The sequence below is a fragment of the Lentibacillus salinarum genome, from assembly GCF_042679865.1.
GTDB lineage: Bacteria > Bacillota > Bacilli > Bacillales > Amphibacillaceae > Lentibacillus > Lentibacillus salinarum.
Genome location: NZ_JBHTNH010000003.1, coordinates 168027 through 193102, shown reverse-complemented (window position 1 = coordinate 193102; position 25076 = coordinate 168027). Strand labels below are relative to the sequence as shown.

22 protein-coding genes and 3 riboswitches are annotated in these 25076 nt (G+C 47.6%); of the genes, 18 read left to right on the top strand and 4 right to left on the bottom strand.

The annotated features are described in order from the left end of the window. Nucleotides 1-689 precede the first annotated feature (689 nt). From ACFQ4A_RS04175 to ACFQ4A_RS04155, 5 genes are all read left to right on the top strand, one after another. Nucleotides 690-1655: an AAA family ATPase gene (locus ACFQ4A_RS04175; protein WP_382397882.1), complete on the top strand. Its 966-nt coding sequence runs from the start codon at nucleotides 690-692 to the stop codon at nucleotides 1653-1655. Next, complete coding sequence (locus tag ACFQ4A_RS04170; RefSeq protein WP_382397880.1) at nucleotides 1652-2920, top strand: DUF58 domain-containing protein; 1269 nt, start codon at nucleotides 1652-1654, stop codon at nucleotides 2918-2920. The genes ACFQ4A_RS04175 and ACFQ4A_RS04170 overlap by 4 nt, the downstream gene beginning before the upstream one ends. Next, nucleotides 2917-5109, top strand: coding sequence for a transglutaminase domain-containing protein (locus ACFQ4A_RS04165; protein ID WP_382397878.1), 2193 nt, complete (start codon nucleotides 2917-2919; stop codon nucleotides 5107-5109). The genes ACFQ4A_RS04170 and ACFQ4A_RS04165 overlap by 4 nt, the downstream gene beginning before the upstream one ends. Before the next feature lie 39 nt (nucleotides 5110-5148). Continuing rightward, nucleotides 5149-5250, top strand: a riboswitch (purine riboswitch). Between the two features lie 229 nt (nucleotides 5251-5479). After that, nucleotides 5480-7015: a glutamine-hydrolyzing GMP synthase gene (guaA, locus tag ACFQ4A_RS04160; RefSeq protein WP_382397876.1), complete on the top strand. Its 1536-nt coding sequence runs from the start codon at nucleotides 5480-5482 to the stop codon at nucleotides 7013-7015. 74 nt (nucleotides 7016-7089) lie between these two features. Beyond that, nucleotides 7090-7191: riboswitch (purine riboswitch) on the top strand. 141 nt (nucleotides 7192-7332) lie between these two features. After that, nucleotides 7333-8667 carry an NCS2 family permease gene (locus tag ACFQ4A_RS04155; protein WP_382397874.1) on the top strand — a complete coding sequence of 445 codons (1335 nt, stop codon included), beginning with the start codon at nucleotides 7333-7335 and terminating at the stop codon, nucleotides 8665-8667. Nucleotides 8668-8704: 37 nt separating this feature from the next. Here ACFQ4A_RS04155 and ACFQ4A_RS04150 read toward each other — a convergent pair whose 3' ends face one another. Beyond that, nucleotides 8705-9868: an MFS transporter gene (locus tag ACFQ4A_RS04150; RefSeq protein ID WP_382397872.1), complete on the bottom strand. Its 1164-nt coding sequence runs from the start codon at nucleotides 9866-9868 to the stop codon at nucleotides 8705-8707. 193 nt (nucleotides 9869-10061) lie between these two features. Then, nucleotides 10062-10592, bottom strand: a complete 531-nt coding sequence (msrA, locus tag ACFQ4A_RS04145; RefSeq protein ID WP_382397870.1) for a peptide-methionine (S)-S-oxide reductase MsrA — start codon at nucleotides 10590-10592, stop codon at nucleotides 10062-10064. A gap of 362 nt (nucleotides 10593-10954) precedes the next feature. On the opposite strand from msrA, the gene ACFQ4A_RS04140 reads away from it, so the two are divergent. Then, nucleotides 10955-11665, top strand: coding sequence for an MOSC domain-containing protein (locus ACFQ4A_RS04140; RefSeq protein WP_382397868.1), 711 nt, complete (start codon nucleotides 10955-10957; stop codon nucleotides 11663-11665). On the opposite strand, the gene ACFQ4A_RS04135 is transcribed toward ACFQ4A_RS04140, so the two are convergent. After that, nucleotides 11662-12096 carry an Hsp20/alpha crystallin family protein gene (locus ACFQ4A_RS04135; protein WP_382397866.1) on the bottom strand — a complete coding sequence of 145 codons (435 nt, stop codon included), beginning with the start codon at nucleotides 12094-12096 and terminating at the stop codon, nucleotides 11662-11664. The two genes, ACFQ4A_RS04140 and ACFQ4A_RS04135, sit on opposite strands and share 4 nt — an antisense overlap. A 119-nt stretch (nucleotides 12097-12215) precedes the next feature. Here ACFQ4A_RS04135 and ACFQ4A_RS04130 point away from each other — a divergent pair, with 119 nt between their 5' ends. The 11 genes from ACFQ4A_RS04130 (at nucleotide 12216) to purN (ending at nucleotide 23076) form a co-directional block, all read left to right on the top strand. Then, nucleotides 12216-12839, top strand: a complete 624-nt coding sequence (locus tag ACFQ4A_RS04130; protein ID WP_382397864.1) for a DUF2179 domain-containing protein — start codon at nucleotides 12216-12218, stop codon at nucleotides 12837-12839. Nucleotides 12840-13030: 191 nt separating this feature from the next. After that, a riboswitch (purine riboswitch) is annotated at nucleotides 13031-13130 on the top strand. Nucleotides 13131-13326: 196 nt separating this feature from the next. Next, the gene (gene purE, locus ACFQ4A_RS04125) at nucleotides 13327-13818 is read left to right on the top strand and encodes a 5-(carboxyamino)imidazole ribonucleotide mutase (protein WP_382397862.1); all 492 of its coding nucleotides are present in this window, start codon (nucleotides 13327-13329) and stop codon (nucleotides 13816-13818) included. Next, a complete protein-coding gene (purK, locus tag ACFQ4A_RS04120) occupies nucleotides 13805-14935 on the top strand; it encodes a 5-(carboxyamino)imidazole ribonucleotide synthase (RefSeq protein ID WP_382397860.1) in 1131 nt (376 codons plus the stop codon). The genes purE and purK overlap by 14 nt, the downstream gene beginning before the upstream one ends. After that, the gene (gene purB, locus ACFQ4A_RS04115) at nucleotides 14932-16233 is read left to right on the top strand and encodes an adenylosuccinate lyase (protein WP_382397858.1); all 1302 of its coding nucleotides are present in this window, start codon (nucleotides 14932-14934) and stop codon (nucleotides 16231-16233) included. Before purK ends, purB begins: the two co-directional genes overlap by 4 nt. Next, on the top strand, nucleotides 16233-16946 hold the full coding sequence (gene purC / locus ACFQ4A_RS04110) for a phosphoribosylaminoimidazolesuccinocarboxamide synthase (RefSeq protein WP_382397856.1): 714 nt from the start codon (nucleotides 16233-16235) through the stop codon (nucleotides 16944-16946). The genes purB and purC overlap by 1 nt, the downstream gene beginning before the upstream one ends. Next, nucleotides 16943-17194 carry a phosphoribosylformylglycinamidine synthase subunit PurS gene (gene purS, locus ACFQ4A_RS04105; RefSeq protein ID WP_382397854.1) on the top strand — a complete coding sequence of 84 codons (252 nt, stop codon included), beginning with the start codon at nucleotides 16943-16945 and terminating at the stop codon, nucleotides 17192-17194. The genes purC and purS overlap by 4 nt, the downstream gene beginning before the upstream one ends. Beyond that, nucleotides 17191-17874 carry a phosphoribosylformylglycinamidine synthase subunit PurQ gene (purQ, locus tag ACFQ4A_RS04100; protein ID WP_382397852.1) on the top strand — a complete coding sequence of 228 codons (684 nt, stop codon included), beginning with the start codon at nucleotides 17191-17193 and terminating at the stop codon, nucleotides 17872-17874. Before purS ends, purQ begins: the two co-directional genes overlap by 4 nt. Then, the gene (gene purL / locus ACFQ4A_RS04095) at nucleotides 17858-20077 is read left to right on the top strand and encodes a phosphoribosylformylglycinamidine synthase subunit PurL (RefSeq protein ID WP_382397850.1); all 2220 of its coding nucleotides are present in this window, start codon (nucleotides 17858-17860) and stop codon (nucleotides 20075-20077) included. Before purQ ends, purL begins: the two co-directional genes overlap by 17 nt. Then, nucleotides 20062-21468 carry an amidophosphoribosyltransferase gene (purF, locus tag ACFQ4A_RS04090; RefSeq protein WP_382397848.1) on the top strand — a complete coding sequence of 469 codons (1407 nt, stop codon included), beginning with the start codon at nucleotides 20062-20064 and terminating at the stop codon, nucleotides 21466-21468. The genes purL and purF overlap by 16 nt, the downstream gene beginning before the upstream one ends. A gap of 19 nt (nucleotides 21469-21487) precedes the next feature. Continuing rightward, entirely contained in the window at nucleotides 21488-22510 is a 1023-nt protein-coding gene (purM, locus tag ACFQ4A_RS04085) for a phosphoribosylformylglycinamidine cyclo-ligase (protein ID WP_382397846.1), read from the top strand. Then, a complete protein-coding gene (gene purN / locus ACFQ4A_RS04080) occupies nucleotides 22507-23076 on the top strand; it encodes a phosphoribosylglycinamide formyltransferase (RefSeq protein ID WP_382397844.1) in 570 nt (189 codons plus the stop codon). The genes purM and purN overlap by 4 nt, the downstream gene beginning before the upstream one ends. On the opposite strand, the gene ACFQ4A_RS04075 is transcribed toward purN, so the two are convergent. Next, nucleotides 23059-23514, bottom strand: coding sequence for a hypothetical protein (locus tag ACFQ4A_RS04075; protein ID WP_382397842.1), 456 nt, complete (start codon nucleotides 23512-23514; stop codon nucleotides 23059-23061). The genes purN and ACFQ4A_RS04075 overlap by 18 nt on opposite strands. 35 nt (nucleotides 23515-23549) lie before the next feature. Here ACFQ4A_RS04075 and purH point away from each other — a divergent pair, with 35 nt between their 5' ends. Further along, entirely contained in the window at nucleotides 23550-25073 is a 1524-nt protein-coding gene (purH, locus tag ACFQ4A_RS04070; protein ID WP_382397840.1) for a bifunctional phosphoribosylaminoimidazolecarboxamide formyltransferase/IMP cyclohydrolase, read from the top strand. The last annotated feature ends 3 nt before the right edge of the window (nucleotides 25074-25076 follow it).

Here is a 25076-nt window from a genome sequence, read left to right as displayed (position 1 = left end):
ATAGGAGCTGAAGCAAGAGTGTTTTAATTAAATTTTGGCTCTTCACCAAAGTCTATGTTTGACAAACTGGATTTAAATTGATAGAGGCAACCGCTACGGAAAAACACGACGCTTTCCGTGGGCCCCGAGCTCAGCCTCCTCGAAAAAAGAAGTTCGCTTTTTTCTGCTCAGGTCTACTCTGCGCTTTCCCACAGGAGTCTCCGTCTTTTTCCTTCGCTAGTTTTGGATTTACGGCAGTAATCGTAAATCGCATCTCAACTTAACTAGTCGGGTGAGCGGAGGGCGGTGACTCCTGCGGGAATAGCACGTGTCCGAAGACCCCGGAAGAAGCGTTCTTTGCTTCTGAGGAGGCTGAGGCCGTGCCCGCGGAAAGCATCCGCCCGAAGCGATCCCGGACGGCGGGAATAACACGTACTTATAGAAAACAATAATTCAGCTAAAAAGGCGGGGAAAGCAGGTCCCGTCAATCAAAAAATAGTAGAAACACCTAATATTTAGAAAATAACTAAAGGTTTATATCAAGTCAAGAAGGAAGGGGATTTTTCTCCTTCCTTCTCTTGTTGTATAAACGTTTTGCAACCGGGTATACTTAATAAGAACCGTCATACAAACTTTAGGGATACTTTTACTTCACAAACTATTTTTAGTATAGTTAAAAGTGTAATAGTTCATTGGGAGGCGTACACTGGATGATACAGGACACTACCGTTTATAATCAGAAGATTGAGAGAGTCATTGACAATATAAATAAAGTGATGATCGGCAAAGAGGAGGCGGCCACTTTGAGCCTTGTCGCTCTTTTGGCCAATGGGCACGTACTTCTAGAAGACGTACCTGGTGTCGGGAAAACGATGCTTGTCCGAGCTCTGGCCAAATCCCTGGATTGTGATTTCAGACGGATTCAGTTCACACCTGATTTACTGCCGTCTGATGTAACAGGTGTCTCCATTTACAACCCGAAAACACTGGAATTTGAGTTTCGTTCGGGGCCGATTCTGGGCAATATCGTGCTGGCGGACGAAATCAACCGCACATCACCAAAGACACAATCCGCTTTGCTTGAAGGGATGGAAGAAAGTAATGTCACGGTTGATGGCAACACGATTAAATTAAAGAAGCCATTCTTCGTGATGGCGACCCAGAACCCGATTGAGTATGAAGGAACATATCCATTACCTGAAGCACAGTTGGACCGGTTTATTTTAAAGATGAAAATGGGCTATCCTTCAGCTGAGCAGGAAATGCAGATGCTTGAACGGACATCGCAAAACCATCCAATTGAAAGCCTTTCAGCTGTGATGGATAAAGACGCGTTAGTGGCTTTGCAGGAAGAGGTTAAAAACGTTTATATTGACCAGAATGTCCGGCAATACATTATTAAACTAGTAAACGGCACCCGACATGATCGTTCCATTTATCTTGGTGTCAGCCCGCGTGGCTCGATCGCTTTGATGAAAGCGGCTAAGGCTTATGCTTTCATCCATGGGCGCGATTATGTTTTGCCGGATGACGTCAAGTATCTGGCACCATTCATCCTGGCTCACCGTATCATTTTAAATGCCGAGGCGATGTATGACGGACTGACCAGTGATTTGGTAATCCAAACGATCGTCAAAGATACGCACATTCCTATCAGAAAGGAATTCGATTCATGACCAGTATGATCCGCTTCATCGGCAAATTGAGTTTTGTTGTCGTGCTATTATTGCTGTTATTTTCCTATGCGATGTTTCAGGGCGGTTTTGTCAGCTGGTTTCTGTTTTTTGCTGTGCTGCCGATTTTCCTGTACCACTTAGGGCTGTTGTTTTATCCAATAAAAAATTGGCGCGTCACCCGACAACTTTCCAGCCATGTCACCCGCGCCGGTGATCGTATACAGGTGACCCTTCGTCTGCAACGATCCTTTCCATTTCCTTTATACTATTGTATTTGTGAAGAACTATTGCCGGATACATTGCAAAAAATGGATGACTATAATGAGCGGTACCGTTATTTGGATCAGCCGGATAAACGCCCCATACCGCGGAGAATCAAACAGATCACTTTCCCGGGATTCCGCAGGGTGGTTGACTTGCCATATGTGATTGAGCAAATCCCGCGCGGTGAACATGCGCTTCAGGCGGTGCGGGTTCGGACTGGTGATGTATTCGGGATTATTACCAAAGAGCATATTTTTCACGTCAATGATCAGATTTCCGCTTTCCCGAATGAACGCCCGGTAAAGCTTGGTGAAACGATCAATAGCTATGAGCAGGGCTCAGTCTCCTCGCAATCTATGAATTTAAAGAATACAAATGTCGCCACGGGTATCCGGGAGTATACGCCAGGTGACAAGTTTTCCTGGATTGACTGGAAACAAACGGCACGAAAGAACACGATTATCACAAAGGAATTCGAACAGGAAAAAAGTACGGATACGGTGATAGTACTGGACGCCTGTTATTATAAAGGGATCAATGAGCTGGCATTTGAAACAGGGATTGAGCTGACAATGTCACTGTTAGGGTCGATCCAGACACAGACATCACAGGCAGCTTTTTTGTCAATCGGAACAAACACGGTTTATTTTCCACTCCAGCGTGATCCAATTAAGAGGAACCGGATCAGACAACATTTGACCAACGTTCAGCCCGGTGGAACCGCTCCGTTTTCGGTAAAATTACGGGAGAATCTGATGCAAATCGCTTCCGGTGCCAATCTGATTCTTGTAACAACCCATTTGGAAAATGACTTCCAGGATGTTGTTAGGAAGGTCAGTCAGCATACGCGAAAATTGGTCGTCATTTTCGTGCAGGCTGCAGCCTTCATTTCCATAGAGGAGCAAAACATGATCAGGCACCTCCGTTCTGAAGGGATCGTGATCAATGTCGTGACGGAAAACGATCTGGCCCGGAAAATTATTGAGGTGACGATTGTATGACTAGAAAAATGCCATTTTCATACACCTTGCTTTTATATGGCTGTGCATTTATTTTATTTTTGGAATGGCTTTATCCGGTTAGCCAAATCGGTGATGTCAGCAATATGGCGGTGTTTATTCTTTATGCCTTGTTCTGTTTCTTTATTTCGCTGCTTGGTGTGACATGGTGGCTTTCGATGCCGCTGAAAGCATTTGGTCTTGTGTTTATTATTGATAGTCTGTTTATGACGCCGTCCATGTTGAGCAAAAGATGGCTTGAGCAATTACTGGTGGAAATCGGCTTCAATATAAACGCCCTGTTTTCCCAGCAATGGTATGAATTGACCCCCTTATTCCGTAGTGTGTTGTTTTTGCTGCTGATTTGGATGCTGAGTTATTTATTGTATTATTGGTTTATTATCATGAAACGTGTGTTTGTGTTTGTATTGCTGACATTCGTCTACTTGGGTTTATTGGATACCTTTACACCATATGATGCGGATACTGCCATTGTGCGGACGTTTATCGTGTCATTTGCCGCATTAGGTGTGTTGAATTTCGTCAAAGAGTTGAATCGGGAATCGATACGTTTTGCCTGGGTAAAAAAAGCGCCTGTATGGGTTGTGCCACTAATTTCAATTGTTTTGTTTTCGACCTTAGTCGGTTATGCCGCCCCAAAGTTTGATCCGCAATGGCCTGACCCAGTACCCTTTATTCAAAGTGCTGCGGAAAATGCCGGCGGCCCAGGTGGTGGCTCAGGTATCCAAAAGGTTGGTTACGGCGAAAACGACAGCAGTTTGGGTGGCTCGTTCGTACAGGACTATACACCGGTTTTTCAGGCGGCTGCAAAAGATGAACACTACTGGCGTGTTGAAACAAAGGATATTTACACTGGGAAAGGCTGGGAAAAATCCGAGGACTGGCATTATGATTTGCAAGATGCTGACAGTATAAATTTGCAGACATTCACAGATAATGTGGAAACAGAAGAATTCACTGCGATGCTGGACTTTCATGACGACAGCTATATGGAAAAACTGGTCTATCCGTATGGTCTCTCACAGGTAGAAACCGACCAGGATGTTGATTTGCAATTAAATCGCGGGTTTGAAGAGATACGGCCAGAACGTCATGGGAATGGTGTGCATCTGGACGAATATACCATGACGTACGACAGTCCCTCTTTTGCGGTTGATAAGCTGCGTGAAGTAAAAAAACCGTCCGAAGATCCAGGGACTTTGGAACAGCGTTATACGCAGCTTCCGGACTCGTTGCCAGACCGGGTTGGCGAACTGGCGGCAGAGGTAACGGAAGAGGATGATAATCGTTATGATAAAGCGCGTTCCATCGAATCCTATTTTGGCCAAAACGGGTTTACGTACCAGATTAGCAATGTCCCTGTTCCTGAAGCGGATCAGGATTACGTGGATCAATTCCTGTTTGATTCACAGGGAGGTTACTGTGACAACTTTTCCACGTCGATGGTGGTGATGCTGCGGTCGCTCGATATCCCGGCACGCTGGGCCAAAGGTTTCACCAGTGGGGAAGTGATTCAGAACGGGGACACGTCAGCTGACTATGATATTTATGAGGTGACAAATGCGAATGCGCATTCCTGGGTCGAGGTTTACTTCCCGGGATCAGGCTGGGTACCGTTTGAACCCACACAGGGCTTTTCCAACTTGACTGATTTTCATACGAATATAGATGACACCGGGGAAAGCGACACCGGGGATACCACCGACATGGAGACACCCGAGGCACAACCGGAAGAACTGCCAGAGGAAGATGAAGCAGTACCTGCGGCAGCGCAAGACGATCATTCGTCCGGAAATGGTTCGATCAATTGGTGGTACGTACTGGCCGGTGCAGTCCTGATGGCGCTGGTTGGTTTAATCATCTACAAAACGAGGTTCCGCTGGCGGACGGCTTATTTATCCCGGAAATTGCAGAACCGGCCCGATGCCAAAGTTTTCCAGGAGGCGTATCACTGTCTTCTGGATCTGCTCGCGCATAAGGGTGTCGCGAAAAAGCCAGATCAGACATTGCGGGAGTTCGCCAAACGAGTTGACGCCCAATATAGCACAAATCAAATGGGTCAGCTCACTGCGCATTACGAACAAATCCTTTATAAAGATGAAATAAACGATCAGAAGACCGTTACATTAGGCCATGTATGGAAAAATTTAATGAAGCAACTATTGACTTGACGCCATGGTCATGGATTAGTAGAATAGTGACGTATTAAAAGCGTTAATAGAGTCGCCATTCATATATCCTCGATAATAGGGTTCGAAAGTTTCTACCGGAGCACCGTAAATGCTCTGACTATGAAGGCGGAATTCGATGGTTTGACGTATATTTAACCTGAATTTCTGCCTTCGTGTAGCTATTTGCTGCATATTGGCGGCGGTTCAGGTTATTTTAATGAGAAAATAACGCAAAAAATCGGGCGAGCGCAGCCCGAAGTCGCGCGAGGAAAGTGTCGAATCGAGCGACAGAAGCACGTAACCGCGCAAATAAGCAAGAATTTCAGAATCATTTCATAAGAAAAATGACGACGTGATAGGAGCGAATAAAATGGAACATAATGAAATGATTTTAGTATTGGATTTTGGTAGTCAATATAACCAGCTAATTACCAGACGGATCAGAGAACATGGCGTTTACAGCGAACTGCACCCGCATCAGATCACCGCTGATGAAGTCAGGCAGCTGAACCCAAAAGGGATTATCCTCTCAGGCGGTCCGCACAGTGTCTATGATGCCAACAGTTTCCGCTGTGATCCGGATATTTTTGAACTGGGCATTCCAGTGCTGGGCATCTGTTATGGGATGCAGCTGATGGCGCTGCATTTTGGCGGGGAAGTCGCTAGAGATGCCAACCGGGAATATGGCAAAGCAGTCATTGAGCTGCAGCATGATCCGATACTGTTTAAGGGTACACCCGAAATGCAAACGGTTTGGATGAGTCATGGTGATAAAGTCATGCAAACGCCGGATTCTTTTCAAACCGAGGCCACCAGTCGATCGACGCCAATTGCAGCTATGAGCGATCAGGACCGTCAATTATATGGCGTACAGTTTCACCCGGAAGTTCGCCATTCGGAATATGGTCAGGATCTGTTGAGACACTTTGTGTATGATGTCTGCGGCTGTCAGGGTGACTGGACGATTGAAAATTTTATCGAGATGGAAGTGGCTAACATCCGCTCCAAAGTCGGTGACCGGAAAGTGTTGTGCGCGCTGAGCGGCGGCGTGGACTCATCGGTGGTTGCCGCACTGATCCATAAGGCAATCGGTAAACAGCTGACCTGCATTTTTGTCGATCACGGCTTACTAAGGAAAAATGAAGCGGAAGAAGTTACGAGAACGTTTGACGACGATTTTGATATGCATTTCATTAAAATCGATGCAGCCGACCGGTTCTTGTCCAAATTAAAAGGGGTGGACGACCCGGAACAGAAGCGGAAGATTATCGGTAATGAATTCATTTATGTCTTTGATGATGAGGCAGATAAGTTAAAAGATATTGATTTTCTGGCACAGGGGACCCTGTATACAGATGTTATCGAAAGCGGGACGGAAACAGCCCAGACCATCAAGTCGCATCACAATGTCGGCGGGCTTCCGGAAGACATGCAATTTGACCTGATCGAGCCGCTGAACACATTATTTAAAGATGAAGTCCGCGAGCTGGGTTTGCAGCTCGGCCTACCGGAAAATATTGTCTGGCGGCAGCCATTCCCGGGACCGGGTCTGGCGATTCGCGTGCTTGGTGAGGTGACAGAAGAGAAATTGGCGATCGTTCGGGAATCCGATGCCATTTTGCGTGAAGAGATTGCCGCAGCCGGCCTGGACCGGGACATCTGGCAATATTTCACCGTTTTGCCTGATATCCGCAGTGTCGGTGTAATGGGGGATGCTCGCACTTATGATTACACGATCGGTATCCGGGCGGTCACATCGGTTGATGGTATGACATCGGACTGGGCGCGCATTCCGTGGGATGTTCTGGAAAAAATCTCGACCCGTATTGTGAATGACGTTGAACATATTAATCGGGTCGTCTATGACGTCACCAGCAAGCCGCCGGCCACAATCGAATGGGAATAACGAACAATGAAAAGACTTTAAACATTAAATATTCGTATTTTATATTGACGTTGTCGAATTATTATAGTAGGCTGATAATATAAATGAATCATTTGCGTATAATTTCGGGAATACGGCCCAAGAGTTTCTACCGGACCACCGTAAATGGTCTGACTACGCAAGATTAAAGTCATGATGATGAGCATCCTGATGTCTCTTCTGATTGCTTTTTCTTGCATTGCACTCTTGTTACGAACAGGAGTGTTTTTATTTTTAGAGGATGTTCAAAGGTTTTCTTTTTAAACATGCCCCTTAAGAAAAAGTTGGGAGGAGAAACATTGAAAAAATACTTTCAGTTTGAAGAACATGGTACGAATTATAGACGGGAATTTGTAGCGGGGCTGACAACCTTTTTGGCCATGGCCTATATTTTATTTGTCAATTCGTCAACGCTCGCATTGGTCGGTGTGGAGGAGCTGCCTGAAGGGGTGACGCGGATCGATCAGGGGGCGGTCTTCACAGCCACCGCAATTGCGGCTGCTTTGGGCACACTAATCATGGGTGTATTTGCTAAGTATCCGATTGCGCTGGCACCGGGGATGGGGCTGAACGCGTTTTTCTCCTATACCGTTGTATTAGGTTTTGGCATCCCATGGGAAACCGCACTCGCAGGTGTACTAGCATCTGGGCTGATCTTTATTGTGCTGACATTAACGGGATTGCGGGAAAAAGTCATTAATGCGATTCCGCCCAATCTGAAAATGGCTGTCGGGGCCGGAATTGGTATTTACATTGCCTTTATCGGTTTTCAGAATGCCGGCATTATTGTCGGGGACGATGCGACACTTGTGGCATTGGGTGATTTGACATCACCGACCGTGCTTTTGGCTATTTTTGGCGTTGTCATTTCGGTGATTTTACTGAGTTTGAACATTAAAGGCGGCATCTTTTATGGGATGATCGCTACAGCCATTGTCGGCATGCTCTCCGGTTTGATTGACATGCCGTCCGGGATCGGTGGGATCGTCGGGGAAGTCCCGAGTGTGGCTCCGACATTCGGTCAGGCGATTATGCAGTTTGGTGACATTTTCACGATTGAAATGCTTGTCGTTATTTTAACGTTTTTATTCGTTGATTTCTTTGACACGGCTGGTACCCTTGTTGCAGTTGCCAACCAGGCAGGATTGATGAAAGACAATAAATTGCCGCGTGCCGGAAAGGCTCTGTTCTCGGATTCTGCAGCAACTGTGGCCGGATCGGTTATCGGCACATCAACGACTACTTCCTATATCGAGTCAACAGCAGGCGTTGGAGCAGGCGGCCGGACCGGGTTTACGTCGGTCGTGACCGCGGGGTTTTTCCTTTTGGCATTGTTTTTCTCGCCGTTGTTGAGTGTGGTGACAGCTGAAGTAACTGCACCGGCTCTGATTATTGTCGGTGTCATGATGTCAGCATCGTTAAAAGATATCGACTGGGATCAGTTTGAAATAGCTGTACCGGCCTTTTTGACGATTGTTTCCATGCCACTGGCGTACAGCATCGCAACCGGGATTGCTATCGGATTTATTTTCTACCCCATCACGATGATCCTGAAAGGCCGTATCAAAGAGATTAATCCGGTTATGTACGTTCTGTTTATTATATTCGTGTTATACTTTATGTTCCTGAGCTAGTCAGAAAAAGCGGGGCCACTTGTAGTGGTTCCGCTTTTTACATTTGCCGGACTTGTCGTCTGGTTGTTAGTGTATGATAGACGGTGAGGAACAGTGCGCCTGCTGCTGCCGAGCATCCCAGCACTGCATAGAGTGCGCCGCCGCCATATGAATCGATTAACGCCCCACCGAGGAGTGAGCCGATAATACCAGATATGCCGAAAAATACCGCATAAAACATCAGATGACCAGTCGACTGCAGCAGTGACGGTATTAGTCTGGTGACATAGTCCAGTGCTGCCAGATAGAACACACCAAACGTGATACCGTGTAGAAATTGCAGCGCAATAATGTACATCGGATCATCCGCTGCGGCATAAAGAAACCAGCGCAGACTGTAGACGATACCGGCAAAAATGACAAAAATGAGCGTATGATATTTCCGGTACCACCTTCCTGCAAGCGCAAAGACCAGTGCCTCGCTCGCAACCCCGACAAACCATGCGACACCAACAAGGCCTTCGTTTCCGCCTAGTTGCGCAATATATAATCCGATGAAACTGTCGCTGGCACGGTGGGTCATCGTGATGAACATCATAAATAACAGGAACAGCATAAACGGTTTATTGCGAATAAGTCTTTGGATATCACTGAGTTGGACCGGGTCGGATTCGACGTTGACATCCGTGAGGCGAAACGTTACGATCAGCGCAATCGTTCCAAAAAGCAAATACGGCCAGATCATATACTGAATGCCAATGGTCGTCAAAACTTGGCCGACAATCAGAGATGACACCGCAAACCCGATTGATCCCCATGTTCGGATGGACCCGAATGATATCCTCAGTTCATCAGCCCGTCGTTGTCCAAGACTGTCCCCAAGACCGCCGATCGGTGACGTGAAAAAATAAAAGACGAAACCGGCCAACAAAATGGCAATAAGACCATTCATCTGAAAAAATACCACGCTGCTGACGAGCAGACCGGCGATACAGATGAGCAGGATGTTTTTCACCGTTTTATACTTATCACTCATATAGCCCCAAAAAGGCTGGGCAATAATGGCAGCCAGTGGTCCGACCGCCAGCACCCAGCCAATTTCCGTGCCATCGAGCCCTTTATATTCCAGATAAAGCGGCAAAAAGCTGAGAATGATGGTATTCGTTGCATGAAAACTGAAAAGCAACATTTTTAATGGTGTCAGTGATTGATCATTTGACATGTTCTCCGCTCCTGTGTCTAAGGTGAATTGGTGTTAAACGTTACAAAAAAAGCCTGAAACATAAGTATATGGGAGTATGTGAGGAATAACAAGGGGAGATGGAACCTTAAATCATCCGGTCCATCAGAAGAAGAGGCGCAACATCAGCACATAGCATCAGAAACTAAATAGAGAAGGGAGCAAGCTTCTACACTTACTCCCCCCACACGTTCGCGATGAATTCATCACGTCCGGACGCTGCCCTGTCCTTTTGATAATGGGCTTCGTTCTTTTGGTAGTAGTCCTGATGGTGGTCTTCGGCCGGATAAAACACCTGCGCCGGCAAAATCTTTGTGACAATCGGATCGCTGAATTTTCCACTCTCCGCAATCGCCTGCCTCGATTTTTCTGCGAGTTCTTTCTGTCCTTCATCATGATAAAAAATGGCTGTCCGGTAAGAATCACCGCGATCATGGAACTGGCCGCCATCGTCTGTTGGGTCGATTTGCTGCCAATAGATCGTTAAAATGTCCTCATACGTTATGACAGCAGGGTTATACGTAATCGCCACTGCCTCATAATGTCCGGTTTTTCCGCTCTTCACATCGTCATAAGTCGGGTTCTCTGTATGGCCGCCGGTATAGCCGGAGATGACACCGTGGATACCATCCCACTGATCGAATGGTTTCACCATACACCAGAAACAGCCACCGGCGAATGTCGCTGTTTTTAGCTGATTTGTCATGTTGGTTTCCTCCGAATGGTTAAGTTTGTTCATTCACTATACCACAAAATCGGTTATATCAGGTAACAGATGACCTCGAACAAGAACCTGCACTAAATGAAATACGGGCCAAAAATGAGATGAGCATCAGGATGTGAGTTTCAGCGAGGATAATACCTGTCACGGTGATAATCGATGGCAAAATCCAACATAAATGTCTTTTCATTTTGTATCCCCCTGCCTGTATAATGACTTTATCATAATTGTGTGACCATTGAATCAAAATTTTCTCTCATCGATCAATTTATGGTAAATGACTGGACACATGTGATTTTTGTTTTCCGACCAATAACGATACAATGGAAAGGAAGGGAGTGGCTCAAGTGACGAAACCTTTTGTACATAAAATTCTGACGGGAAAAGTGAAACGTATGGGCCATCCGAACGCCGAAGACCGGATGGACAGACCGTGGGAAAGCGGTATTTTCAAAAACATAGTAGACGACAATCTGTGGGTTGGGCCGGAAGGGTTTGCCGATGATGAAGTAGCCGATAAAAAAAGTCACGGCGGCCCGGAAAAAGCTCTTTTCGCCTATCCTGCAAAACATTATGCCTATTGGCGTGAAGACCTGGAAAGGAACGACATTGGGATCGGGGCATTTGGGGAGAATCTGGTGTTGGAACATGCTGATGAATCCACGGTTTGTTTAGGCGACACATACCGGTTCGGTGACAGCATCGTTCAAGTTTCTCAGCCACGCCGGCCATGCTGGAAGCCTGCCCGGCGTTTTCGGGTTATTGACTTTGCACTGCGGATCCAAAACAGCGGCCGGACAGGCTGGTACTTCCGTGTGCTGGAGGAAGGAAACGCCGGGAGCGGCATGGAAATGGAACTGGTTGACAGGCCATATCCTGAATGGACGATTGCTGCCTGTAATGAGGTCATGTATGTGAAAAAGCGCGATCTTCAGCTTGCTGAGCAACTGGCATCGCGTGAATTGCTGGCACCTAATTGGAAACGGTCATTGAACAAACGGCTGCGCGGGCAGAAGTCCTCGGATGCTAAACGTGTCTATGGGCCGAACAAGGATTAAGATTCGGCCATCAGCCGGATATGGGCTTTGCTGCGGCTATTTTCATCAGAAATAAGCCGGTGCAGCTGGATCACGATCAAACCATTCTGGTAGGTGGCATTAATTTTATCCTGACGTACCGGAAACGGCAAGGTAATGCGCCGGTCAAACACACCCTGGAGGATTTCCTCTTTAACAACTGTTCCGCCTGAATAGGCTATATCGATGACCCCTTTCAGTTCAAGGGTTGCATGGTCAACAAAGATATCAACTTTATTCAGATCGGTTAAACCCGGGATACTGGCCATACAAATCAGCTCATGGTCATATTGATAAATATTGATTTGCGGAATGGTTGGCTTTATAATGTTTTCAAATTCGTTCCAGAAATTCTCGCCAAAAAAATGATCCATGTTTTTCCGCCAGTCAGTCATTTGTTTGAATGGGTCCATGATGACACCTCTTTTCGATAATGAATGCTTTTTTAGTTTATGCATCGGCCACATATTGGGTGAATATCATGGTTTTATGACACAAAAAAGTTCTGGCGGGACCAGTGGGAGGTATTCAATTGCTCGGTAATGCATTCATCATGGTGGCCATCATCCTGGTTATTAATATTGTGTATGTGTCGCTGTCCACAATGCGGATGATCCTGACGCTGAAGGGACGACGCTACATGGCCGCCTTTGTCAGCATGTTTGAAATTGTCGTTTATGTCTTGGGGCTCGGACTTGTGCTGGATAATTTAAACGAAATCCAAAATCTTGTCGCCTATGCGATTGGTTTCGGACTCGGTGTCATTGTCGGAACCAAGATTGAAGAAAAACTGGCATTGGGGTATATCACCGTCAATGTCATTTCATCCGATCCTCATATCGATTTTACGAGGCAGCTCCGTGAAAAAGGGTACGGGGTGACAAGCTGGTTTGCCTATGGAATGGAAGGCGACCGTCTCGCCATGCAAATTTTAACGCCGAGAAAATACGAACTTCGATTGTATGAAACGATCAAGACAATTGACCCGAAAGCATTTATTATTTCCTATGAGCCGAAACAGATTAATGGCGGTTTCTGGGTGAAACAAGTACGGAAAGGCCGGCTGTTTAACAGCAGTAAAAAGAATGGGGGAGCCAATCCGTCAGCAGCGCAACGATCGATTTCCAAGCCGGGAAACAACCATCAGAAATTGTAGTTTAGTTGCATGAGTACTGTGAAACAGCACCTCACATTTACATTCGAATGGTATATCGGTTGTCTAAAACCATTGCAGAGCACGTTTCTGGACGGACGATATCTTGGTTAAAACCGAACGTTCCGTATAAATTTAATTTAATTGTTCGATTTCTATTGACGCGTTCAAGCGATATCTGCTATGCTGAAACTAACAATTAAATACGATAACCTCATATATTTTCGGGGATATGGCCTGAAAGTCTCTACCCGGCACCGTAAATGCTGGACTATGAGGGAGGATGGGACACTGTGGCAACATGTTTCGTTAGTTGTGGCTGCACGTGTAGCTGTTGTCACGGTTTGAGCCGGGCATAGGTCTGTTTGGTCGTGCTAAGTCTATTCATCTTCTCTCATAGATATGGGGGAGACGAATAGACTTATTTTATTTTCATATGAAGACATGATATGTTCAAGCTTTGACGATAATGGTCGAAAAGAGGGATATGATGGCACAAGTTGGCGTCATTATGGGAAGTATATCTGACTGGGAAACAATGCAGCATACGTGCGGCGTATTGGATGAACTGCAGATTCCGTACGAAAAAGATGTGATGTCCGCGCATCGGACACCCGATGATATGTTTACATATGCCAAAACGGCACGTGAGCGCGGGTTAAAGGCGATCGTCGCCGGGGCAGGCGGTGCGGCGCATTTGCCCGGGATGGTTGCAGCGCAGACAACACTGCCGGTCATCGGGGTGCCGGTGCAGTCAAAAGCGCTGAATGGCCTGGATTCCTTGCTTTCAATCGTGCAAATGCCTGGCGGTGTGCCAACTGCGACGGTGGCCATCGGAGAGTCAGGTGCCAGGAATGCCGGATTATTGGCTGCACAGATGATTGGGATGTTTGATGATGATGTTGCCGAGAGATTGAAAGATTACCGTGAAAATATGAAACAATCGGTGAATGAAATGAGGGATGAGCTTGCGGAACGATAACATGATCATGCCGCCGGAAACAATCGGGATTATCGGCGGCGGCCAGCTTGGGCGCATGATGGCCATCGCTGCCAAATACATGGGCTATCGGGTTGCGGTTCTCGACCCGACACCAAATTGTCCAACCGCACAAGTTACCGATCAGCACATCATAGCGGCTTATGATGATATGGACGGGATTCAAAAGCTGACGGCCATCAGTGACGTTGTGACATATGAATTTGAAAATGTTGACCTTGATGCTGCGACTTATATAGAAGATGAAGCGAAACTTCCGCAGGGTACATATGCATTAGCGATTACCCAGAACCGGGAAAAAGAGAAAACAGTCATGCAGGATGCCGGGCTGCCGGTACCCATTTATAAGATTGTCCGGGACAGTCAAACGTGTGAGTGGGCCCTTGAGGACATGCCGCTCCCCGCGGTCATAAAAACCATCAGCGGTGGATACGATGGCAAAGGCCAGCTCAGATTAAACACAAAAGATGATATTCCGGCAGCCTGTGATTTTGCCGATCAGGATAACACATGCATTATCGAACAATGGATTCCATTCGATAAAGAAATATCCGTCGTGTTCACGCGCGGGCGTTCAGGTGAGGTCACCTTTTTCCCGATTGCTGAGAATGAGCATCGAGATCACATTTTATACAAGACAACAGTCCCCGCTGCCATCAGTGATACAGTCCAGCAAAAAGCGCTTGATGCAGCTGGAAAGCTTGCGGTGGAAATGGGTATAGTCGGAACGTTTGCGATAGAAATGTTCGTCAGAGGAGACGCTATTTATCTGAACGAAATGGCACCAAGACCACATAATTCAGGGCATTATACGATTGAGGGCTGCAATGTATCGCAGTTTCAACAACATATCCGGGCTGTTTGCGGTTTACCATTGATGCCGGTTGAACTGCTAAGGCCAGCTGTGATGATGAACATTCTGGGTGACGGCATGGAAACCGCCTTGAATGTGCTGCCGACAACACAACATGGTTTCTTGCATTTGTACGGAAAAGAGATGATCAAACCGAAACGGAAAATGGGACATATCACGTTTATCGCGGAAACATTGGATGAAGCAAAACAACAACTGGCAGTCTATGAGGAGGCAAAGCAATGATTGAACGCTATACACGGGAAGAAATGGGTGTCATCTGGCGTGATGAAAACAAATACAACGCATGGCTGGAGGTGGAGATTCTCGCATGTGAAGCTTGGCGTGAACTGGGCATTATCCCAGCAGATGATGCGGAACTCATTCGCCGGAAGGCTTCTTTTCAGGTGAAGCGGATTCAGCAAATTGAACAGGAGACACGGCATGATGTGGTGGCCTTTACCCGCGCGGTTTCCGAATCATTGGGCGATGAGCGAAAGTGGGTCCATTACGGGCTCACCTCAACAGACGTTGTTGATACAGCGCAATCCTATTTGCTGAAGCAGGCGAACGACATCATCCGCACAGATTTAAACAACTTTATCGCTATCCTGAAAAATAAAGCTATCGAACATAAACATACCGTCATGATGGGGCGCACGCATGGTGTTCATGCAGAGCCGACAACGTTCGGTCTGAAGATGGCGCTCTGGTACGAGGAAATGAAACGCCATTTGGAGCGCTTTGAACTGGCGGCAAAAGACATCGAATTTGGCAAACTGTCGGGCGCGGTCGGGACCTATGCCAACATTGATCCATTCGTTGAACAATATGTTTGTGAACACCTTGGCCTGTCACCTGCGCCTGTTTCAACCCAAACATTGCAGCGCGACCGTCATGCTGCATATGTTTCGGCGCTGTCGCTGATCGCCACATCAATTGAAAAGTTCGCGACCGAAATACGCGGGCTGCAAAAAACGGAAACGCGAGAAGTGGAAGAGTATTTTGCGAAAGGGCAGAAAGGGTCGTCTGCTATGCCGCATAAACGTAACCCAATCGGCTCAGAAAACATGACCGGTCTTGCCCGCGTACTGAGAGGGCACATGGTGACAGCTTATGAAAATGTGTCCCTTTGGCATGAACGGGATATTTCCCACTCTTCGGCGGAACGGATTATTTTACCCGACGCAACCATTGCCCTTAATTATATGTTGAACCGGTTTTCCAATATTATCAGCAAACTGACCGTGTTCCCGGAAAATATGAAACGCAATATTGATAAAACGCATGGTGTTATATTTTCCCAGCGGGTATTACTCACACTCGTTGATAAAGGTATGGCCCGTGAAGAAGCCTATGATCTGGTCCAGCCAAAGGCGATGCAAGCATGGGAGACCGGAACGCACTTCAGAGCATTGGTCGAAGCTGATGAAGCGATTAGTACTAAACTAACACAAGCCGAGATGGATGATTGCTTTGATTATACGTATCATTTGAAAAATGTGGATGCGATATTTAGTCGGATCGGACTTGAGGTGGAATGATGCAGGCTGAACTGTTATATGAAGGCAAAGCAAAACGGGTTTACCAGGCACAGGGTAAGCCGGGACATATCGTGTTGGAATACAAAAATGATGTCACCGCATTTAATGGTGATAAAAAAGCCATATTGACCGGAAAAGGCCGGTTGAATAACGATATTGCCGCCCATATTTTCGAGTTTTTAAATGAAAAAGGTGTCCAGACACACTTTATCGAAAAGCTTTCCGGGATTGAGCAGCTTGTCCATCAGACGGAAATCATCCCGCTGGAAGTTGTCGTGCGGAACGTGGCTGCAGGGAGTATTACACGAAGGCTCGGAATCGAAACGGACACATCGTTCAATCCGGCGCTTGTCGAGTTGTTTTACAAAGATGATGGTTTGGGGGATCCGCTGGTTAATGATGAGCATGCATTATTTCTGATTGACATCACCAGATCAGAACTGCGGGAAATCAAAACGAAAGCCCTGGAAGTCAACCGGCAGCTATCCAAGCTATTTGAATCGATCAATCTTAAAGTCGTCGATTGCAAACTCGAATTCGGGCGGCTGGCAAACGGATATGTCGTGCTGTCTGATGAAATTTCACCTGATACGTGCAGACTTTGGGACATAACGACAAACGAAAACCTGGATAAGGATGTCTTTCGCCAGGGAACGGGCGATTTGCTGGAAGTCTATCAAAAACTATTGAATCGACTGAAGGCCAGGACATGAAAAAAGTTACCATCCATATTATGCCGAAGCAGGGCGTGCTCGATCCGCAGGGCAAAGCCATTCAGACATCTCTCAATGCGCTGGGATTTTCCGAAGTGGAAGCTGTCCAAACAGGTAAGCTGGTTGAACTGTTCGTGGAAGAGCATGCGGATATTGATAGACGTGTCGGCGAAATGTGCGACAAACTATTGGTTAATCCGGTCATGGAAGACTATCACGTTGATGTGGAGGAGGCTGTCCGTCCATGAAGTTTGCTGTCATTGTGTTCCCCGGATCGAATGGTGATCATGATATGTCACATGCTGTAAAAGATGTGCTCGGGATGGAAGCTGAGTTAGTCTGGTATGAATATGGTAATCTTGAAAACTACGACGCGATTTTGCTACCGGGCGGGTTTTCGTATGGTGATTACTTGCGCTCGGGAGCCATTGCATCAACATCAGAGATGATGGAGCAAGTGAAAGCACAAGCTGAACAAGGCAAGCCGGTACTGGGTGTCTGCAATGGCTTTCAAATTTTGCTGGAAGCCGGTTTGCTGCCCGGTGCCATGCTGCCTAACAATAATCTATCATTCATGTGTCACCAGGAAGCACTCACTGTTACCAACCATGAAACACGATTTACGACAAACTATCAAAAAGGCGAAACGATTCATTTGCCGATCGCCCATGGGGAAGGGAATTATTTCTGTGATGAGGCAACACTGGCAGCCTTAAAAACGAACAACCAGATTGTCTTCACCTACGCGCGCAACCCGAACGGATCGACTGCCGAGATTGCTGGTATTGTCAATCGACAAGGAAATGTACTCGGTATGATGCCGCATCCGGAACGTGCGATGGAAAAATTGCTCGGCAGTGACGACGGTGTCAGGCTTTTTCAGTCACTGATCGAAAATTGGAGGGACGCCTATGCCGTTAACGTCTAATATCAGTCCAGAAAAAGTTGAACAGGAAAAATTGTACCTTGAGATGGGGTTAAGTGATGACGAATATGAAAAGGTCAAAGGCATCCTGCAGCGGCGTCCAAATTTTACCGAGACAGGAATCTTTTCAGTCATGTGGTCAGAACATTGCAGTTACAAAACGTCAAAACCGCTTCTGAAAAAGTTTCCAGTAGATGGCCCGCGTGTTTTACAGGGGCCGGGTGAAGGTGCAGGTGTTATTGATATTGGTGATGGTCAGGCGGTTGTTTTCAAAGTGGAAAGCCATAACCATCCATCAGCTGTGGAACCGTATCAAGGGGCTGCAACAGGTGTTGGTGGCATCATCCGTGATGTGTTTTCGATGGGAGCTCGTCCGGTTGCCTTAATGAACGGATTGCGGTTTGGAAACCTGACAACTGCTCGGACGAAATACCTGTTTCAGGAAGTGGTTCACGGAATTGCCAGCTATGGAAACTGTGTTGGTGTGCCGACGGTGGGCGGTGACACGCAATTTGATGACAGTTATGAAGACAACCCGCTCGTTAATGCGATGTGTGTCGGCTTGATCGACCATGATGCTATTCAAAAAGGTATCGCAGCTGGTGTCGGTAACACGGTGATCTATGCAGGTGCGCCAACCGGCCGCGACGGGATTCATGGTGCGACATTCGCATCGGACGACCTGGCCGATGATTCAGATCAGGACCGGCCGTCTGTTCAGGTGGGCGACCCGTTTATGGAAAAACTGCTGATTGAAGCTTGTCTCGAGATCATTGATTCCGATGCGCTTGTTGGGATGCAGGATATGGGAGCGGCGGGCCTCACATCTTCCGCAAGTGAGATGGCGAGCAAAGCCGGTACAGGCATAACGATGAACCTGGATTTGGTGCCCCAGCGCAAGCAAGATATGAGTGCCTATGAATTAATGCTGTCTGAATCGCAGGAGCGAATGCTGCTCGTTGTCAAACAGGGGCGCGAACAGGAAATCATGGACGTTTTTGAAAAGTATGGGTTGCAGGCAGTGGCTGTTGGAGACGTTACTGAGGAAAAATCATTCTTGCTTAAACAGCATGGTGAGGTTGTTGCCGATATTCCGGTTGATGCCCTGGCTGAAGAAGCACCGGTTTATCATATGCCGTCAAAGGAAGCGGCGTATGTTAAGGCGTTCAGGCAAATGGAAAATACGGTGCCCCATGTAACGGATCATGGAACGTTACTAAAACAGCTTTTGCAGCAGCCGACAATCGCCAGCAAGGAATGGGTTTATGGGCAGTACGATTCGATGGTGCAGACGAATACGGTTGTTGCACCAGGATCGGATTCGGCAGTAATCCGGATAAAAGGGACCGATAAAGCATTGGCGATTACTACCGATTGTAATGCGCGCTACATTTATCTGGATCCGGAAATGGGTGGCAGAATTGCGGTAGCTGAAGCAGCACGGAATATTATCTGTTCAGGTGCCCGGCCGCTCGGTTTAACGGATGGGTTGAATTTTGGCAATCCGACGAATCCGGAAGTTTTCTGGCAGATGGAAAAAAGTGTGGATGGCATGAGTGAAGCCGCCCGTAAGCTTGGGACACCAGTTGTCAGCGGAAATGTATCGTTATACAACCAATCAAACGGCAAATCGATTTTCCCAACACCGGTCGTTGGCATGGTTGGCCTGCTTGAATCGCTCGATTATTTGACACCGACCTTTTTCCAGGAGTCAGGGGATCTTATCTATGTCATCGGCGAGACGAAGGCGGAATTTGGCGGCAGTGAATTGCAAAATGTTATAGAAGGTACATATCAGGGGAAAGCACCATTCCTTGATTTGCAGGTGGAAGCTGATCGGCAAAATCAGCTGCTGACAGCAATACGGCAGGGGCTGGTTCGGTCAGCCCATGACTTGGCTGAAGGCGGCCTGGGTGTTGCACTTGCTGAGAGTGTTTTTAATGGCAAAGGGTTAGGGCTCAAAGCAGACATCTCTGGCGACCCGACGATTGCGCTGTTCAGTGAAACACCATCACGTTTTCTTATATCGGTCAGTCCGGACAAAAGGGAACAATTTGAAGCGGCTATAATGGATGCCCATCAGATCGGTACGGTAAACGACAGCGGTGAATTCATTATAACAACCGCGAATGAACCGTTTATCAAAGAAGATGTCCGGTCGCTTCACAACTTGTGGAAAGGGGCCATTCCATGCTTGCTGACATGAAAGGCATGAATGAAGAGTGTGGCGTGTTCGGGATTTGGGGTCATGACAAAGCAGCCGAACTGACGTATTACGGCCTTCATTCGATGCAGCATCGCGGCCAGGAGGGTGCAGGTGTGGTTGTCAGCGACGGCCGGGAATTAAACGTTCATAAAGGACTTGGCCTTGTTAATGATGTCTTTAAACAAGCTAAGTTTAGCGAATTTTCCGGCGATAAGGCAGTCGGCCATGTCCGCTATTCCACACAGGGCGGGAAGACTCACGAAAATGTTCAGCCGTTAGTGTTCCGGTCACAAACAGAAGGCATGGCACTCGCTCACAACGGCAATATCATAAATGCCGACAAATTGCGCGGTCAGCTTGAAGACCAGGGCAGCATTTTACAGACGTCTTCCGATACCGAAGTGCTTGCCCATCTGATTAAACGCGATGGCATGGCGATTAATGAAACATCAATTACCGCCGCGCTGAACCGGATTACCGGCGCATATGCATTTCTCATTCTAACCGAAGACAAAATGTATGCAGCGCTTGACCCGAGTGGTGTTCGACCGCTGTCGATCGGTCGGTTGGGCAGTGCCTATGTGATGGCATCCGAAACGTGCGCTTTTGACCAGATTGGTGCAACATTTGAACGGGAAGTTTTGCCCGGTGAACTGATAACCATCAGTGATGACGGCATAACGTCGACCCGCTTTGCCATGAGAGGGCAGCGGAAGATGTGTGCGATGGAGTATGTCTATTTGTCACGGCCAGACAGTGATGTCAATGAGGTGAATGTTCATGCAGCACGAAAACGGATGGGAATGGAACTGGCAAAAGAAGCACCGGTCGACGCCGATATGGTCATCGGGGTGCCGGATTCCAGCATTTCGGCGGCTATCGGCTATGCGGAAGCGAGCGGGCTCCCGTATGAAATGGGCATTATCAAGAATCGCTACATCGGCAGAACGTTCATCCAACCTTCCCAGGAATTGCGAGAACAAGGGGTCAAACTAAAACTGGCACCGGTCCGGGGCATTGTTGCGGGCAAGCGGATCGTTATGATCGATGATTCGGTTGTTCGCGGAACGACAAGTAAACGGATTGTCCATATGCTGAAACAGGCTGGTGCCTCGGAAGTTCATGTCCGAATCGCCTCACCGCCGATACAGTATCCGTGCTATTACGGGATTGACATGTCAACACGGGACGAATTAGTTGCCGCCAATCATTCGGTTGGTGACATAGGTAAGATGATCGGAGCGGACAGTATTGAATATTTGTCGGTTATCGGACTGAAAGAAGCCATTGTAAAGGATAAAACGATCCATCAGGGCATTTGTACAGCGTGTATGACCGGGAATTATCCGATAACAGAAGACAGGGAGCAGCAAGTTGTTTATAGGGACTGATGAAAAGGTGGTTCAAAGCATGGAAAATGTGTACAAATCGGCCGGCGTGGATGTTGAAAAAGGTTATAATGCGGTCGAACGTATGAAAAAACATATCGCCAGAACCCCACGCAAAGAAGTGCTGAGCAGTATTGGCGGGTTTGGCGGCCTATTTGACCTCATGTCGTTCAACTATCAGGAGCCGGTGCTCGTTTCCGGAACAGATGGTGTCGGAACAAAATTAAAGCTGGCGTTTGCGTTGGAAAGACATGACACGGTTGGTATTGACCTTGTTGCTATGTGTGTGAATGATATCGTTGCCCAGGGTGCGCGTCCGTTATTTTTCCTTGATTACATTGCATGCGGCAAAAATGATCCAGCCGTGATTGAGCAGATTGTCGCTGGTATTTCGGACGGATGTGTGGCAGCGGAAGCCGCATTGATTGGTGGGGAGACAGCGGAAATGCCGGGGATGTATAATGAGGGTGAATATGACTTAGCCGGGTTTACAGTCGGTATTGTGGAAAAATCCGAACTTGTAACCGGGGAGGCGATTTCAGCGGGTGACGCTGTGATTGGCCTGGCATCAAGCGGTATTCATGCCAACGGCTACTCACTTGTGAGGCAATTAGTGCAAGATTTGGATCTGACGACAACATATGAAAGTCTTGGCGGGAAGCAGCTTGATGACGTTTTGTTAACGCCGACCAGAATTTATGCTGATGCGGTGGGTGCCGTTATGAATGAAGTACCCGTCAAAGGGATTTCCCATATAACCGGCGGCGGATTTTACGAAAACTTGCCGAGGATATTGCCGGCCGGGCTTGGTGTGGCAATTGAATTATCCAGCTGGGAGCGCCCTGCCATTTTCCCATTTCTACAGCAGCTTGGTGACATGACCGATGAGGACATGTATGGCATTTTTAATATGGGAATCGGGATGACCATTGTGGTTGCACAAGATGATACAGAGGCTGCGCTGAACATTCTCAGAGAGAAAGGTGAAACGGCGTCAATTATCGGCCGGGTCGTGCCGGATGAAGGGGTGCATATGTCGCCATGAATAACGTAAAGGCAGCTATTTTTGCATCCGGTGCCGGCAGTAACTTTCAGGCCATTATGGAGAAGGATGATTTGCTCTGTGACATTGAGTTACTTGTTTGTGACAAACATGATGCCGCTGTGATTGATAGGGCCGAGCAGTTTGGTGTTTCGGTATTGGTGTTTGATCCGAAAGTGTTTGATTCAAAGGCTGACTATGAGCAGATATTGCTGGAGAGGCTGCGCGCTGCACGCGTAACTTGGGTTTTTTTGGCGGGATATATGCGGCTAATCGGTCCAATCCTCTTAAATGCGTATCCGAATAGGATTATTAACATCCACCCGTCACTACTGCCGGATTTCCCAGGTAAAGATGCAATTGGGCAGGCCTATCAAGCGGGGGTAAAGACGACAGGCGTTACGGCTCATTATGTTGACGATGGCATTGATACCGGCCCGATTATTGCACAGCGGAAGGTCTCGGTTTTCCCTGATGACACCATAGAACGATTGACGGAACGTATTCAGCAAGTTGAGCACACGTTATATCCGCACGTGATTCAGCAGCTGCTAAAGTACGAGGAATGATTTGGTCATCAATGCTGATTTATACACTGCATTTACGAAAGTGGATAACTCGAGCGAGAGCAGCACAAACTCGGGCGAGAGCAACGCTAACTCGAGCGAGAGCAACGCTAACTCGAGCGAGAGCAACGCCAACTTGAGCGAGAGCAGCACAAACTTGAGCGAGAGCAGCACAAACTTGAGCGCGAGCAACGCCAACTCGAGCGAGAGCAACGCCAACTCGAGCGAGATCGACGCTAACTCGAGCGAGAAGCGCCGAAACTCGAGCGGGAGCAGCACAAACTCGGGCGAGAGCAACGCTAACTCGAGCGAGAAGCGCCGAAACTCGAGCGAGAGCAGCACAAACTCGAGCGAGAGCAGCACAAACTCGAGCGAGAGCAGCACAAACTTGAGCGCGAGCAACGCCAACTCGAGCGAGAGCAACGCTAACTTGCGCGACAACAGCGCAAAGATTTACTAAAACAAGGAGTGTTTCCATGAACAAGCAGGTGTTAATAAGTGTTTCTGATAAAACGGGCATCGTTGATTTTGCCAGAGGACTTGCGGCGCTGAATTACGACATCATTTCCACCGGTGGGACACTGCGGACACTGAAGGAAGCAGGGGTTGCGGTCAAAGCGGTAGAGGATGTGACTGGTTTTCCGGAAATGCTGGACGGGCGGGTGAAGACGCTCCACCCGATTATTCATGCCGGGTTACTGGCCAAACGGGATGATGACCGCCACCGCCAGCAAATGTTGGACAAAAGTATTAATCCGATCGATATCGTTGTCGTCAATCTTTATCCGTTTAAACAAACGTTTGATCAATCAAGTGTCACCAAGGCAGAAGTCATTGAAAACATCGATATCGGTGGGCCAGCCATGCTGCGTGCGGCTGCCAAAAGTTTCCGTTATGTGTCGGCGGTTGTTGATCCGGATGATTATAAAGACGTTTTACAGGCTATTCAACATGACAAACTCGATACACCAATGCGGAAACAATTAGCCGCGAAGGTTTTCCGCCACACGGCACAATACGATACACTGATCGCTGGTTATTTTACGGATGAGGCATTTCCGGAAAACTTTACCGTTACATATGAAAAGGTGCAGACATTACGATACGGCGAAAATCCACATCAGCAGGCCGCATTTTATAAAAAACCATATGAACAGGGAATGAGTCTTGCGTCGGGCCGACAGCTGCATGGTAAGGAACTTTCTTATAACAATATCCAGGATGCGAACGCGGCCCTTGAGATCATAGCTGAATACGCCAAACCGGCAGCCGTGGCCGTGAAACATATGAATCCATGCGGTATTGGCGTTTCGGAAGACGTGAATACGGCTTTTTCCAAAGCATACCGTGCCGATCCGGTTTCGATTTTTGGCGGGATCGTCGCCTGTAATCGGCCAATCGATGTCGACACAGCAGAGCAATTGAGCAGCATCTTTCTGGAGATTATTATCGCACCGGGATTTACCGATGAAGGTTTCACGATTTTAACGAAAAAGAAAAATATCCGGCTGCTGGAAGTGAAAATGGATGAGGCAAAATCGGCCGACCATCAACTAACCACGGTAAAGGGTGGTGTGCTGATTCAGGGTAATGGCCCCAAAGAGCTGAACCATGACGACCTGATATTCCCAACCGAAACAAAACCGACAGAAGCGGACATGACGGATTTATGGTTTGCCTGGAAAACGGTCAAACACGTTAAATCCAATGCGATTGTACTGGCGAAGGATCAGGAAACCATCGGAATTGGCGCCGGGCAGATGAATCGTATCGGGGCCGCCAAGATTTCACTTGAACAGGCCGGCGACAAGGCGGAAGGGGCAGTGCTCGCTTCGGATGCTTTCTTCCCGATGCCGGATACGGCCGAGGAAGCAGCCAAGGCAGGAATCAAGGCCATTATTCAGCCCGGCGGTTCCAAGCGTGATCAAGACTCGATTGATGTGTGCAATCAATATGGCATTGCGATGGTAATGACAGGAACACGGCATTTCAAACATTAGGAT

Excerpts from the sequence above, each read along its gene's own strand:
- ACFQ4A_RS04175 (WP_382397882.1), top strand. The coding sequence starts at position 690 with ATGATACAGGACACTACCGTTTATAATCAGAAGATTGAGAGAGTCATT.
- ACFQ4A_RS04170 (WP_382397880.1), top strand. The coding sequence starts at position 1,652 with ATGACCAGTATGATCCGCTTCATCGGCAAATTGAGTTTTGTTGTCGTG.
- ACFQ4A_RS04165 (WP_382397878.1), top strand. The coding sequence starts at position 2,917 with ATGACTAGAAAAATGCCATTTTCATACACCTTGCTTTTATATGGCTGT.
- guaA (WP_382397876.1), top strand. The coding sequence starts at position 5,480 with ATGGAACATAATGAAATGATTTTAGTATTGGATTTTGGTAGTCAATAT.
- ACFQ4A_RS04150 (WP_382397872.1), bottom strand. The coding sequence starts at position 9,868 with ATGTCAAATGATCAATCACTGACACCATTAAAAATGTTGCTTTTCAGT.
- msrA (WP_382397870.1), bottom strand. The coding sequence starts at position 10,592 with ATGACAAATCAGCTAAAAACAGCGACATTCGCCGGTGGCTGTTTCTGG.
- ACFQ4A_RS04135 (WP_382397866.1), bottom strand. The coding sequence starts at position 12,096 with ATGGACCCATTCAAACAAATGACTGACTGGCGGAAAAACATGGATCAT.
- purE (WP_382397862.1), top strand. The coding sequence starts at position 13,327 with ATGGCACAAGTTGGCGTCATTATGGGAAGTATATCTGACTGGGAAACA.
- purB (WP_382397858.1), top strand. The coding sequence starts at position 14,932 with ATGATTGAACGCTATACACGGGAAGAAATGGGTGTCATCTGGCGTGAT.
- purC (WP_382397856.1), top strand. The coding sequence starts at position 16,233 with ATGCAGGCTGAACTGTTATATGAAGGCAAAGCAAAACGGGTTTACCAG.
- purS (WP_382397854.1), top strand. The coding sequence starts at position 16,943 with ATGAAAAAAGTTACCATCCATATTATGCCGAAGCAGGGCGTGCTCGAT.
- purQ (WP_382397852.1), top strand. The coding sequence starts at position 17,191 with ATGAAGTTTGCTGTCATTGTGTTCCCCGGATCGAATGGTGATCATGAT.
- purL (WP_382397850.1), top strand. The coding sequence starts at position 17,858 with ATGCCGTTAACGTCTAATATCAGTCCAGAAAAAGTTGAACAGGAAAAA.
- purF (WP_382397848.1), top strand. The coding sequence starts at position 20,062 with ATGCTTGCTGACATGAAAGGCATGAATGAAGAGTGTGGCGTGTTCGGG.
- purM (WP_382397846.1), top strand. The coding sequence starts at position 21,488 with ATGGAAAATGTGTACAAATCGGCCGGCGTGGATGTTGAAAAAGGTTAT.
- purN (WP_382397844.1), top strand. The coding sequence starts at position 22,507 with ATGAATAACGTAAAGGCAGCTATTTTTGCATCCGGTGCCGGCAGTAAC.
- purH (WP_382397840.1), top strand. The coding sequence starts at position 23,550 with ATGAACAAGCAGGTGTTAATAAGTGTTTCTGATAAAACGGGCATCGTT.